Below are 12,078 nucleotides of genomic sequence, written 5' to 3'. Positions count from 1 at the left end.
CGGCCCCAAATGCCAACAGGAATAACAACAATGACCGCCACGGAACAAACCCTGCGCCAGCAATTGGCCGCCTGCTACCGCCTGATTGCCCACTTCCGCATGTCGGACCTGATCTTCACCCACATCTCGCTGCGCCTGCCGGGCCCCGAGCACCATTTCCTGATCAACCCTTACGGCCTGCTGTTCGAAGAAATCACCGCCTCGAGCCTGGTCAAGATCGACCTGCAGGGCCGCCCGGTGGAGCCTACCGAGTACACGGTCAACCCGGCCGGCTTCGTCATCCACAGTGCCATCCATGCCGCCCGCGAGGATGCCCAGTGCGTGCTGCACACCCACACCCGCGCCGGTTGCGCAGTGGCGGCGCTGGAGTGCGGGTTGTTGCCGGTCAACCAGATGTCGATGGAGTTCCACGGCAAGGTCGCTTACCACACCTATGAAGGCATCGCCCTGGACCTCGACGAGCAGCAGCGGTTGGTGGCGGACCTGGGCGATCATCCGGTGATGATCCTGCGCAACCATGGCCTGCTGACCACCGGGCGCTCGGTGGCCGAGGCGTTTCTGCGCATGTATTACCTGGAGAAGGCTTGCGACATCCAGCTGGCGGCGATGAGCGCCGGGCAGCTGGTGCTGCCGGCTGAAGCGGTGTGCGCGTATACCGAGCGGCAGTTCAACGAACCGATGCGGGGGTTGAAGCAGGGGGAGCTGAATGACCCGGATGCGCTGCAGCTGGCCTGGGGGGCCCTGTTGCGGATGCTGGAGCGCATTGCCCCGGGCTATCGTGACTGACTTGCTGGCCTCTTCGCGGGTGAACCCGCTCCCACAGTGATCAGCGCGCCTCGGGCACGATCATGCTGGCCGGTGCCTCGGCGGCACGCCGGCGCGCCACGCAGTAATACAGCACGCTCGGCACCACCAGCCCGATCAGCCACGACACATCCACACCTCCCAGGTGCGCGACCATGGGGCCGGTGTACAGCTTGGTGTCGATGAACGGCATCTGCACCAGCACGCCGAGGGTATAGACGATGATGCCAGGCCAGTTCCAGCGGCCATAGCGGCCTTCCGGGTCAGCCAGGGCCGGGATGTCGTAGCGCTCTTTGGTGATGAAGTAGTAATCCACCAGGTTGACCGCGCTCCAGGGCACGAAGAAGGTCAGCAGGAACAGGATGAACGACTTGAATGCACTGAGGAACGAGTGCTGGCCGAGCAGGGCCACCAGGGTGGCGGCGCCGACGATGGCCAGCACGAACACCAGGCGTTGCAGGCGGCTGATCGCCAGGTGGCCACGGAAGCCGCTGATGATGGTGGCGATGCACATGAAGCTGCCATAGGAGTTCAGCGTCGAGATGGTGACCTTGCCGAACGCAATGCTGAAATACAGCAAGGCAGCGGTGGTACCGGCCCCGCCGAGGCCGACGATGTAGGCCACTTCGCGCCCGGAGAACTGCCCGCCGGCGATTGCCGCGGCGAATACGCCAAGGATCATCGACGCTTGTGCGCCGATTACCGAACCCAGGCCAGCGGCGAGGAAGGTTTTCACCGGCGAGGTGCTGCTCGGCAGGTAGCGCGAGTAATCCGCCACGTAGGGGCCGAAGGCGATCTGCCAGGAGGCGGCCAGCGACACGGCGAGCAGGAAGGTAGCCCAGCTGAAGTGGCGGTTTTCCAGCAATTGGCCAATGTCGGCGAGCATCAGGATGCGGCTGAACAGGTAGACGAACGCGATGATACCCAGCACGCTCGCGACCCGGCCGATCCAGTGGATCACCCGGTAGCCGGCGAGGGTGGCGAGCACGATCACCGAAGCGAAGATCAGGATGCCGGTGCTGTCGCTGACGCTCAGCAACTGGCCGATGGCCTGGCCGGACAACACCGTGCCGGTGGCAGTGAAGCCCAGGTACATCAGGCACACCAGCACCATCGGGATGGCTGCGCCATACACGCCGAACTGCACACGGCTGGAGATCATCTGCGGCAGGCCCAGGCGTGGGCCCTGGGCCGCATGCAGGGCCATGACCGCGCCGCCGATCAGCTGGCCCAGCAGCAGGCCGATCAGCGACCAGAACACGTCACCACCGAGCACTACGGCCAGGGCGCCAGTGACGATCGCGGTAATCTGCAGGTTGGCACCGAGCCAGAGGGTGAACTGGCTGTACAGCTTGCCATGGCGTTCGGCTTCGGGGATGTAGTCGATAGAGCGCCGTTCGAGCACGGAATTGCGGGACATTGTGGGCTCCACTTCATTGTTTTTGTGTCAGGGAGAGGGCCATCGGCAGCATGTTGCGCGGGTGGCGTCTGCCTGATATGAGCATGTCTATACAAGTAAGGTCAAGTGAAGTCTGCTGGGCATAACAGCCGATCTGTTGCGCAAGGGTTGGCCATAACTGTGCTGGTCCCTGCCTGGAAAATGGCCTTATGCTGTTACCAAATATGTCTAGAACGCCTGAAGAAGGAAGCCGCAATGCCGCTCAAGGACCTGCTGATTGCCCTGGTCGTGATTATCGCCTGGGGGATCAATTTCGTGGTCATCAAAGTCGGCCTCGATGGCTTGCCGCCGATGCTGCTGGGTGCGTTGCGCTTTTTGCTGGTGGCGTTCCCGGCGGTGTTAATGGTCAAGCGGCCGAAGCTGCCGTGGCGCTGGCTGATTGCCTACGGTGCGACCATTTCCCTGGGCCAGTTCGCCTTTCTCTTCCAGGCCATGTACAGCGGCATGCCACCGGGCCTGGCGTCACTGGTGCTGCAATCGCAGGCGTTCTTCACCCTGGGCTTTGCCGCGCTGTTCCTAGGTGAGCGGTTGCGCATGGCCAGCGTGCTCGGCCTGCTGGTGGCGGCCAGCGGCCTGGCGCTGATCGGCAGTGAAGACAGCGGCCATGTGCCGCTGGTGGCGCTGCTGCTGACCTTGTGTGGCGGTGCCATGTGGGGCATGGGCAACATCATTACCCGCCGCTTTGGCTCGGTGGACCTCGTGGCGCTGGTGATCTGGGGCGGGTTGATTCCGCCGCTGCCGTTCCTGGCCTTGTCGTGGTGGCTTGAGGGGCCGGAGCGGATCGGCCATGCGCTGGTCAATATCAGCTGGAGTTCGGTGCTGGCGCTGGCGTACCTGGCATTCGTCGCCACCATGATCGGTTATAGCCTGTGGAGCAAGCTGCTGTCGCGCCACCCGGCGGGCAAAGTGGCGCCGTTTTCGCTGCTGGTGCCGGTGATCGGCCTCAGCTCGTCGGCATGGTTGCTCGGGGAGCGATTGACGGCGGTACAAGGCTGGGGCGCGCTGCTGGTAATGCTTGGCCTGCTGGTCAACGTGTTCGGGCCCAGGCTTGGGCAGCGTCTGCGGGCAGCCAGCGCGCACTAGCGGAAGGGGGCGGCGCATTTGTTAGACTTGGCCTTTTTGCAAGGCCAAGGGGCTCTACATGATCATCTCCACTACCAGCCAGCTCGAAGGCCGCCCGATCGCCGAGTACCTTGGCGTGGTCAGCTCCGAATCGGTGCAGGGCATCAACTTCGTGCGCGATTTTTTCACCCGCTTTCGCGACTTCTTTGGTGGCCGTTCGCAAACCCTGGAAAGCGCCCTTCGCGAGGCCCGCGAGCAGGCCACCGAGGAACTCATCGCGCGGGCACGGCAGTTGCAGGCAGACGCAGTGGTAGGCGTGGACTTCGAAATCAGCATGCCGTCGGTGCAAGGCGGCATGGTCGTGGTGTTCGCTACCGGTACCGCCGTGCGGCTGAAGTAGCCAAATGCCACTGGTCGGGTCTGCAGGTTTTGTCCGGGCAGTCCGCTTGTGACCGGCTAGTCTCACAGGCACAGGTCGCGTTTTTCAGGTCAGCCCGTTGCTGGCCGACGCGGACGCCACGGAATGGAGACAGGCATGAGCGACACTTTTTTCGAAGACATGAACGATGCATTCCCGATCAACAACCAGGTGCGTTGCGGCCAGGCGGCGTTTAACCTGGGCTTCGCCCACATGACCCTGGACGACTCGGAAAACCTCAAGCCTGCCCATCTGCAACGCAGCAAGAAGGGCCGCTTCACGCCACGAGTGCCGGCCAGGAAGTAAGCGTGCGAAAAAGTGAACCCGCTCACACAACCCCGCCCAACGGCGGGGTTTTTTGTGGGTGTTGGTTGATCCTGCTCATGGTAATCGCGGGTTGCCCTCGCGGCGGCTGCGCAGGTGTGGTCTTCTGGCGTGGCATCCAGGAATGAGAGGATTGATTTTCCATGCGAGTCAGGGACGAGACCTATTGGCAGTGGGCCGATGCACAGTTGCATTGCCGCTGCCACGACGAGGCGCTGAGCGACGGCACCACTCTCGACGTACAGGTGCGCCTGTCGCGCGTCGGTACGACCCAGCTGTTTCTCGGGGTGTATGGGCAGGACGGGCGGGCATTGCTTGAGGAATACCACGCGTCGATGCCCGGCGAGACCATGACCCGTGCACTGGTGTGGGGTGTCGATCGGGCCCGGGCGATTGCCACTGGCGCATTGCCGATGCCGCGGCAGCGACGGCGGGCATGAAAAAGCCCGGCCTATGTGGGCCGGGCTTCGGAAGTGGTGACGAACCCTCAGTTCAGCGGTTCGATCACCTTGACTGCCTGCCGCTCACGGGCGGCGGGCCATTCTTGTTGCAGGGTCGACAGGACGCGGCCGACAAACTCGGTATCGGCGGCGGCCTTCTTGCCGACGTAGCCCTGGCCACGGCGGTAGACCTTGAAGCGTGCGCGCATGCTGGGCAGGTGCGCTTCGAATTCATCTTCGACCGTGTTCGGCGGCAGGCGGTCGATGCGTACCTCGCCGGTCTGGCTGACCCACAGCAGGTGGTCGTCGAGGCTGTCCTTGCGCACTGCGAACAGCTGGGCCAATTGGTCGATTGTCGGATTGTTGTTCAAGTTCATCATAAAGCCCCCATTACCTATTTGTTGTTGATTGTCACAGTTGGCGCCACAGGTTGTAGCGCACTACCAAGGCTGCTACAGCAGCATCGCAACAGGGGCTTTCTCACGCTGCCTTTTGGACAGATTCCCTCTCCACGGACGGCCTGCGTTACCGCGCAAACCGTCTGGAACACCCTTGCCACCGCTCCCGATCAGGGAGACGGCTTCATCATGCACAAGGCTGATGAGGGGCGTCAATGGGTTTGTAGTGAATATTTTTGTTCACTACATATTGTCTGACAATCCATTGGCAGTGACTCATCGGTCAAGGCTGGAGAGGATCTGGAACGCTGCGCGCACACGCGCTTCGTTGGGGTAATTGCGGTTGGCGAGCAGAACGATGGCCTTGCCTTCGGAGGGGATGAAGGCAGCATAGACGCCGAACCCGTTGGTGGAGCCGGTCTTGTTGTACCAGGCCGCGGGCAGGGCAGGCAGAGGCGGGCTCAGGCGCTGGGTGGCCTGGGGCTCGCGGATCAGGCGCGGGCTGTTGCCATCGACCAGGGTGTCCAGGCTGACCGGGTAGGGATAGCGCTCCCAGCCCAGGCCCTGGGTCATGCTGCCGACGCTGAAGTAGCCGGCCTGGGTGATGGCGGTGGCTTTGCGCAGTGGCGCTGCGAGTTCGGCCGGCTGCATGTGCAGGCGCACGTAGCGCAGCAGGTCGCTGGCGCTGGTCTTGATGCCATAGGCCTGGTCTGCGTACGGGCCGGGGTTGACGTGCACGGGGCGGTTCTGAGCGTCATAGCCTTGGGCGTACAAGCCCTGCGCGCCCTGCGGTACTTGCAGGTACGTGTGTCGCAAGCCCATTTGCGGCAGCAGGTGCTGGGTCATGATGTCGGCGAATGGGCGGTGCTGCGCACGTGCCGCGAGGTCGCCGAACAGGCCCAGGCTCGGGTTGGAATAGCAGCGCTGTGTGCCGTGCTCGGTACGCGGCTGCCAGTTGCGGAAGAACGCCAGCGTCTGCTCCGGGGTCTGTACTTCATCGGGAAACTGCAGCGGCAAGCAGTCGGCGCTGTAGGCGCCAAATTCCAGCACGCTGAGATCGCCCAAGGGGGCACCGGCAAGCGGGGGCTGGTAGCGCCTGGCCGGGGCCTGGAGGTCGAGCTTGCCTTCGGCGCTGGCCAGGGCGGCGAGGGTGGCGGTGTAGGTCTTGCTCAGCGAACCGATTTCGAACAGCGTGTCGGCGGTCACCGGCTTGCCCTCGGCTTTGCTGGCCACGCCATAGCTGAAGTAGTGACCCTGGCCGTTCGCGTAGACGGCCACGGCCATGCCGGCGATGTCCTGCGCTTTCATCAGCGGGCGGATGACCTCGTCCACCTGGGCTTGCAACGGCTCGGTAGCGTGCGCCGGGGCAAGGCCAAACAACATGAGCAGAGGAGCAAGACGAACGCGTGGCATGCAATTATCCTTTTCGAGGGTGTGTCCGTTGAGCGACATCGATGGGGGTTCCGGCGTTAGCAGGAAAAAACCCCAGACCTTATCGTCTGCCCTTGCACAACGACAAGATGGAAACTGTTATGAAGTATTTGCGCATGTTGTTCGACAACTTCACCCTGTGCCTGCTCGGGGTGGTGCTGATCGCCACCGTGCTGCCATGCTCGGGCGACGGCGCGGTGTATTTCGGCTGGCTGACCAACCTGGCGATCGGTCTGCTGTTCTTCCTGCACGGTGCCAAGCTGTCGCGTGAGGCGATCATCGCCGGCGCGGGCCACTGGCGTCTGCACTTGCTGGTGTTCTCCTGCACGTTTGTGATGTTCCCGTTGCTGGGCCTGGCGTTCAAGCCACTGTTCGTACCGCTGGTGGGCAACGAACTGTATCTCGGCGTGCTGTACCTGTGTGCACTGCCCGCCACCGTGCAGTCGGCCATCGCCTTCACTTCGCTGGCCCGCGGCAACGTGCCGGCGGCCATCTGCAGCGCCGCTGCCTCGAGCCTGATCGGTATTTTCCTCACCCCGTTGCTGGTGATGATGCTGCTGGGCGCCGATGGCGATACCGGCTCGGGGCTGGATGCCGTGTTGAAGATCACCCTGCAGTTGCTGGTGCCGTTCGTGGCCGGGCAGGTCGCGCGGCGCTGGATCGGCGCCTGGGTCAAGAAGAATGCCCGCTGGCTCAAGATCGTGGACCAGGGTTCGATTCTGCTGGTGGTCTACACAGCGTTCAGCGAAGCAGTGGTCACCGGCCTCTGGCACACGGTGTCGCCACAGCACCTGGCCGGGCTGTTCGCTGTCTGTGGCATCCTGTTGGCAGTGGTGCTGTTCGGTACGCGCATGCTGGGCAAGGTACTGGGCTTCAGCCTGGAAGACCGCATCACCATCCTGTTTGCCGGTTCCAAGAAGAGCCTGGCGACCGGGGTGCCGATGGCGCAGGTGCTGTTCGTGGGCAGTGGCATTGGCGCGATGATTCTGCCGCTGATGCTGTTCCACCAGATCCAGCTGATGGTGTGTGCGGTGCTGGCACAGCGCTATGCCAGCCGCGAGCAGGAGGGTGAGGGGGCTGCTACCGCTTCCTGAGCCTGTGATGTTGGCTGTACCGGCCTCTTCGCGGGTAAACCCGCTCCCACAGGTTCTGCACCGCTCTCAAGGCAGGTGCACATCCTGTGGGAGCGGATTTGCCCGCGAAGAGGCCGATTCAGGTTAACGAGCCTGTCCAGAACTGCGCTCACGCAAGGCCGTGCGCACCTCGGCCTCGATCTTGTAGGCCGGCCCCTCCAGCTCGTCGTAGTTGCGCGTATAGCGCCGGGCAAATTCACTTACCCCCAGTTCCTGATACTGCTGCACATGCTTGAGCTCATGCGCCCACAGCGTCACGTTGTCCTCGGCATCGCTGGCGTGGCGGAAGATGATGGTGTCGATCAGCGTCACCGCGTTCACATCCGGGTTCTGCAGCATGGCGTTGGCCGCCGTGACTTGCTGCTCGTCACCGACCCGGTAACGTGCTGCATCGAGCACGGCAAAGTCGTACCAGGGTTCCAGTTGCGCGCGGATGTGCAGAGGAATCGGTTGACTGCCGCTGGCGGTGGCCTCGTCGCGAGCCTGTTGCAAGGCGAACGCCAGGCTGCTGGACGCCACCGTCTCGACATCCTTTAGCACCTGACCGGCCTGGCCGGGGTCAATCGGCGCGCAGAAGCAGCCCATCAGGCAAACCTGATACTGCCCGGGCGGGCAGGCCTGTTCGGCCAGCGCGGGCGCTGCCAGCAGCAACACCGACAGCAGGTTAATCCGCTTCATTCAATGCCCTGTCGACAAAGCCTTTGCTGGCATCGAGCAACTGCTGTTGCACCGCCTCGCTGGCCAGCATGCGCCCGACCACCAGCGCACCGACGCACTGGCTGATCAGCACCCAGGCCAGCGCCGGGTCCTGCAGTGTTTCGCTCCACGCGGCATGCAGGTTCACCAGCCAGTGTTCGGCCTGTTCGCGCACCGGCTGCTCGGCGCGGGCGATTTCCACGCCCAGCGGCGGCAGCGGGCAGCCACCTTCGGCATTGTGCAGGTGCGCCAGGCTCAAATACTGCTGCAGGCATCGGGCCAGGCGCTCGCGACTGGCGCCGTGGCTGGCCAGGCGGGCAAGCGGACTGTTGCACAGTTCCTGGCGGACCACTTCGGTGAACAGGTCGTCCTTGGACGGGAAATGGTTGTAGAAGGCACCGCCGGTCAGGCCGATGGCTTTCATCAACCCAGCCACGCCGGTACTGGAGAAGCCGCCGCGCTTGGCCAGCGCGCCGCTGCTGGCCAGCAGCCTGTCGCGGGTCTGCTGCTTGTGTTCGGTGGAGTAGCGCATGCACGACCTCTTCGCGCTGGCTTGACGATAGGGGTGATCATAACATAGCGTCTGTTTACTAAACGATCATTCACCAATGGGGGCAGGCATGACAGAACAACAAAAAGTGGTGCTGGTGATCGGCGCCGGGGACGCCACGGGCGGCGCGATTGCCAAGCGTTTTGCCCGCGAGGGCTACGTCGCCTGTGTCACCCGCCGCCAGGCCGAAAAGCTGCAGCCGCTGATCGACGAGATCCGCGCCGAAGGGGGCCAGGCCCATGGCTTCGGTTCGGATGCGCGCAAGGAAGAGGAGGTTGCCGAGTTGATCGAGACCATCGAGCGTGATATTGGCCAGATCGAAGCTTTTGTGTTCAATATCGGCGCCAATGTGCCGTGCAGCATCCTTGAGGAGACCCCGCGCAAATACTTCAAGATCTGGGAAATGGCCTGCTTTGCCGGCTTTCTTACGGCCCAGGCCGTAGCCCGGCGCATGGTCACCCGTGAGCGCGGCACAATCCTCTTCACCGGCGCCACCGCAGGCACCCGCGGCGCTGCCGGTTTCGCCGCCTTCGCCGGGGCCAAGCATGGCCTGCGCGCACTGGCTCAGAGCATGGCGCGGGAGCTCGGACCGCGGAACATCCACGTCGCCCACGTGGTGGTCGACGGCGCCATCGATACCGCGTTCATCCGCGACACCTTCCCCGAGCGCTACGCGCTCAAGGACCAGGACGGCATTCTCGACCCGGTGCACATCGCCGACAGCTATTGGTTCCTGCATGCCCAGCCACGCGATGCCTGGACCTTCGAACTCGACCTGCGCCCGTGGATGGAGCGCTGGTAAGCCTGACCGATCAAGGAGTGTGACGTATGAGCAAGACCGTGGAGTTCTACTTCGATTTGGGCAGCCCCGCCAGTTACCTGGCCTGGACCCAGCTGCCCGCCCTCTGTGCCCGGCATGGCGCGGCCCTGGTGTATCGGCCGATGCTGCTGGGCGGGGTGTTCCAGGCCACTGGCAACGCCTCGCCAGCGATGGTCCCCGCCAAGGGCCGCTACATGTTCACCGACCTCGGGCGCTATGCCCGCCGTTATGGCGTGCCGTTCGGGCTGCCGCCGGGGTTCCCGGTGAACACGCTTGCACTGATGCGCGGCGTGATCGGCATGCAGCTTCGTTCACCCGCGCATTTCGACGCCTTGGTGGCGGTGCTGTTCAAGGGGCTTTGGGAACAACGGCGCAACCTGAGCGATGCCGCAACGCTGGATGAAACCCTCCGCCAGGCGGGGATCGAGCCTGCGGCGTTTCAAGCCCTGGTGGCGGATGGCGAGGTCAAGGCTGAGCTCAAGCGCGTGACGGAAGAGGCCGTGGCGCGGGGTGTGTTCGGCGCGCCGACCCTGTTCGTCGAGGGTGAGATGTACTTCGGCCAGGATCGCCTGGATTTCGTCGAAGAGGCGCTGAGCCGTTGAGGCGGGACGGCCTCGCTATCGGCGAGGCCAGACCTGGCTCAGAAATTTGCCGGGGTGTTGGCGCTGATGATCTCTGCCTCGTCCTGGCCGATGTTCTTGAAGCTGTGCGGCAGGGTCGTGGGGATGTAGTAGCCATCGCCCGAATTGAGGATGCTCACCTGCCCATCGACCCACAGTTCCACCGTACCGCGGGTGACCAGGCCACATTCTTCGCCTTCGGCATGCACGATCGGCTCGCCGGAATCGGCACCCGGCGCGTAAAGCTCCCGCAGCAAGCGCATCTGCCTCGCTTCGACGCTGGCGCCGACCAGCAGCATGCGCAGGCCGTTGCGGCCAAGGTCCGGTTGCTCGCTGGCGCGGAACACGAAGCGCTCTTCGCGCACGGGCTCGTCGAAGCTGAAGAACTCGGCCAGGGTCATGGGGATCCCTTCGAGGAGCTTTTTCAGGGAGCTGACCGATGGGCTGACACGGTTCTGTTCGATCTGCGAGATCGTCGAATTGGTCAACCCGCTGCGGCGGGCCAGTTCCCGTTGGGAAAGGTTGTTGCGTTCACGCACCAGTTTGAGTCGCGTCCCCGTGTCCATAGCCGCCTTGTAATCAGAGGTGTTTAAAATAATTAGCGACGCATTAAAACACACTCTGCACGCTTGCGCGCTGTGCTTGTCAGGCGCGCTGTTCGCGCGGCAGCGGCCATAGCCCGACCAGTAGCAACAATAGCGCTACTGCCAGAAATGGCAGGCGCGGATCCACGGCATAGACCAGCGTCCCGGCCAGCGGGCCGATCACCGCGCCCATGCCTTGGGCGGCGCCAATGGAGCCTGCGGTGGCGCCTTGTTCCGAGGCCTGCATGGCATTGGCCGCCAGCGCGGAAAACGCCGGGAACACGAAGCCCATGCCGGCGGCGGCGACAAAGTAGCAGCTCCACAGCCACGGCGCGCTTGTGGCCAGTGCGCCAGAGGCGAAGCCCAGTGCCGACACGCTGGCGCCGACTCGGATCATCCGCAAGGGTGGCCACTCCAGCTGGCGCAACAACACCTGCGACAGTATCAGCGCTACCCCGACGGTGGTCAGGGCGATGCCGGCCGCCTGGGCGGCATCGGTCGGTGCCAGCTGCAGGCGGTCAAGGGCGAAGAAACCGACCACGATCTGCGACACCGTGACGCTGAGCATGGCGCTGAACGCCACCAGCAGCGGCCGGCGCAGGCGCGGGTCGCTGAGCCGTACGGGGCTGGGTGCGTGGCTTTGTGCAAGGGGCTGTGGTTTGAGCTTGAACAGCAGCACCAGGAAGGCGCTGGCCGGCAGCAGTGACATGATATGGAACGGCAGGCTCAGGCTGTGCTGCGCCAGCACGGCCGCCAGCGCCGGCCCCACCACCAGGCCGACGGCATTCGCCGCGCCCAGCGAAGCCATGGCCCGCGCTCGGCGCTGTGGCTCGACATGGTCGGCGATCAGCGCATTGCAACCCACCGGAATGGCAGCATAGAAGGCGCCGATGCAACCGCGTGCCAGCATCAGGCCGACGAACGCCAGGCCTGCTCCCGGCAACCAATGCAGCGCCCCTTCGACGAACAGGCATAGTAGCCAGTAGGCCAGGGTGAAGCCGGCACTGCCCAGCAGCAGGATACGGCGACGCCCCAGGCGATCAGACAACCGCCCCCACGGTCGTGCCAGCAGCACCCAGACCACGCCGGCCACGGTCACTGCCGCGCCGGCTTGCCAGGTGGCCATGCCGAGCAGACGCGAGATCGGCCCGATCAGTGCGACGAAGGCCATCATCGACATGGTGCAGGCCATGTTGGCCAGCAGCAGCGGGCGCATGTCCAGGGTATTTGCAGCGTTCAGCAGGGCAGGATCCTTTGCGGCATTCATCGGGCAGTCCAGGGCAGGTCGACAAGAAGGTTGTCGAGCTTAATGAGAATTATTGCTGTTTGTCGAGGCCGC

General features: G+C 63.9%; 15 protein-coding genes. 8 read left to right on the top strand and 7 right to left on the bottom strand.

What is annotated here, in order from left to right; translation table 11 throughout:
• Positions 1-30: 30 nt before the first annotated feature.
• On the top strand, positions 31-786 hold the full coding sequence (locus ACIPW4_RS04430) for a class II aldolase/adducin family protein (RefSeq protein ID WP_400655162.1): 756 nt from the start codon (positions 31-33) through the stop codon (positions 784-786).
• A gap of 40 nt (positions 787-826) precedes the next feature.
• Here ACIPW4_RS04430 and ACIPW4_RS04425 read toward each other — a convergent pair whose 3' ends face one another.
• On the bottom strand, positions 827-2,224 hold the full coding sequence (locus ACIPW4_RS04425) for a purine-cytosine permease family protein (RefSeq protein ID WP_400655161.1): 1,398 nt from the start codon (positions 2,222-2,224) through the stop codon (positions 827-829).
• 234 nt (positions 2,225-2,458) lie between these two features.
• On the opposite strand from ACIPW4_RS04425, the gene ACIPW4_RS04420 reads away from it, so the two are divergent.
• From ACIPW4_RS04420 to ACIPW4_RS04405, 4 genes are all read left to right on the top strand, one after another.
• Positions 2,459-3,346 carry an EamA family transporter gene (locus ACIPW4_RS04420; protein WP_400655159.1) on the top strand — a complete coding sequence of 296 codons (888 nt, stop codon included), beginning with the start codon at positions 2,459-2,461 and terminating at the stop codon, positions 3,344-3,346.
• Positions 3,347-3,404: 58 nt separating this feature from the next.
• Entirely contained in the window at positions 3,405-3,725 is a 321-nt protein-coding gene (locus ACIPW4_RS04415) for a YbjQ family protein (RefSeq protein WP_400655157.1), read from the top strand.
• 135 nt (positions 3,726-3,860) lie between these two features.
• Complete coding sequence (locus ACIPW4_RS04410) at positions 3,861-4,049, top strand: hypothetical protein (RefSeq protein WP_400655155.1); 189 nt, start codon at positions 3,861-3,863, stop codon at positions 4,047-4,049.
• Positions 4,050-4,210: 161 nt separating this feature from the next.
• Complete coding sequence (locus ACIPW4_RS04405; protein WP_400655152.1) at positions 4,211-4,507, top strand: hypothetical protein; 297 nt, start codon at positions 4,211-4,213, stop codon at positions 4,505-4,507.
• A 47-nt stretch (positions 4,508-4,554) separates the two neighbouring features.
• On the opposite strand, the gene ACIPW4_RS04400 is transcribed toward ACIPW4_RS04405, so the two are convergent.
• Both ACIPW4_RS04400 and ampC read right to left on the bottom strand, forming a co-directional pair.
• A complete protein-coding gene (locus ACIPW4_RS04400; RefSeq protein WP_400655150.1) occupies positions 4,555-4,887 on the bottom strand; it encodes a hypothetical protein in 333 nt (110 codons plus the stop codon).
• A 294-nt stretch (positions 4,888-5,181) separates the two neighbouring features.
• The gene (ampC, locus tag ACIPW4_RS04395) at positions 5,182-6,318 is read right to left on the bottom strand and encodes a class C beta-lactamase (protein ID WP_400655148.1); all 1,137 of its coding nucleotides are present in this window, start codon (positions 6,316-6,318) and stop codon (positions 5,182-5,184) included.
• A 119-nt stretch (positions 6,319-6,437) separates the two neighbouring features.
• Between ampC and ACIPW4_RS04390 the strand changes: the two genes are divergently transcribed.
• Positions 6,438-7,430, top strand: coding sequence for a bile acid:sodium symporter family protein (locus ACIPW4_RS04390; RefSeq protein WP_400655146.1), 993 nt, complete (start codon positions 6,438-6,440; stop codon positions 7,428-7,430).
• A 123-nt stretch (positions 7,431-7,553) separates the two neighbouring features.
• Here the strand turns inward: ACIPW4_RS04390 and ACIPW4_RS04385 are convergent, their stop codons facing one another.
• The gene (locus tag ACIPW4_RS04385) at positions 7,554-8,147 is read right to left on the bottom strand and encodes a DUF4157 domain-containing protein (protein WP_400655144.1); all 594 of its coding nucleotides are present in this window, start codon (positions 8,145-8,147) and stop codon (positions 7,554-7,556) included.
• Positions 8,134-8,697: a TetR/AcrR family transcriptional regulator gene (locus ACIPW4_RS04380; protein ID WP_400655142.1), complete on the bottom strand. Its 564-nt coding sequence runs from the start codon at positions 8,695-8,697 to the stop codon at positions 8,134-8,136. Before ACIPW4_RS04380 ends, ACIPW4_RS04385 begins: the two co-directional genes overlap by 14 nt.
• Before the next feature lie 88 nt (positions 8,698-8,785).
• On the opposite strand from ACIPW4_RS04380, the gene ACIPW4_RS04375 reads away from it, so the two are divergent.
• Positions 8,786-9,517: an SDR family oxidoreductase gene (locus tag ACIPW4_RS04375; protein WP_400655140.1), complete on the top strand. Its 732-nt coding sequence runs from the start codon at positions 8,786-8,788 to the stop codon at positions 9,515-9,517.
• A 26-nt stretch (positions 9,518-9,543) separates the two neighbouring features.
• Positions 9,544-10,137 (top strand): 2-hydroxychromene-2-carboxylate isomerase, encoded by a 594-nt coding sequence (locus ACIPW4_RS04370; RefSeq protein ID WP_400655139.1) that lies wholly within the window; start codon positions 9,544-9,546, stop codon positions 10,135-10,137.
• Positions 10,138-10,175: 38 nt separating this feature from the next.
• Here ACIPW4_RS04370 and ACIPW4_RS04365 read toward each other — a convergent pair whose 3' ends face one another.
• Together ACIPW4_RS04365 and ACIPW4_RS04360 are read right to left on the bottom strand one after the other, a co-directional pair.
• Positions 10,176-10,721, bottom strand: coding sequence for a cupin domain-containing protein (locus tag ACIPW4_RS04365; protein WP_400655137.1), 546 nt, complete (start codon positions 10,719-10,721; stop codon positions 10,176-10,178).
• A 79-nt stretch (positions 10,722-10,800) separates the two neighbouring features.
• Positions 10,801-12,006 carry an MFS transporter gene (locus ACIPW4_RS04360; protein WP_400655135.1) on the bottom strand — a complete coding sequence of 402 codons (1,206 nt, stop codon included), beginning with the start codon at positions 12,004-12,006 and terminating at the stop codon, positions 10,801-10,803.
• Positions 12,007-12,078 lie beyond the last annotated feature (72 nt).

Source organism: Pseudomonas sp. NPDC089996, assembly GCF_044748405.1.
Classification (GTDB): Bacteria; Pseudomonadota; Gammaproteobacteria; order Pseudomonadales; family Pseudomonadaceae; genus Aquipseudomonas.
The sequence above is the reverse complement of the archived record's forward strand: the minus strand, read 5'-3'. Positions and strand labels throughout refer to the sequence as shown.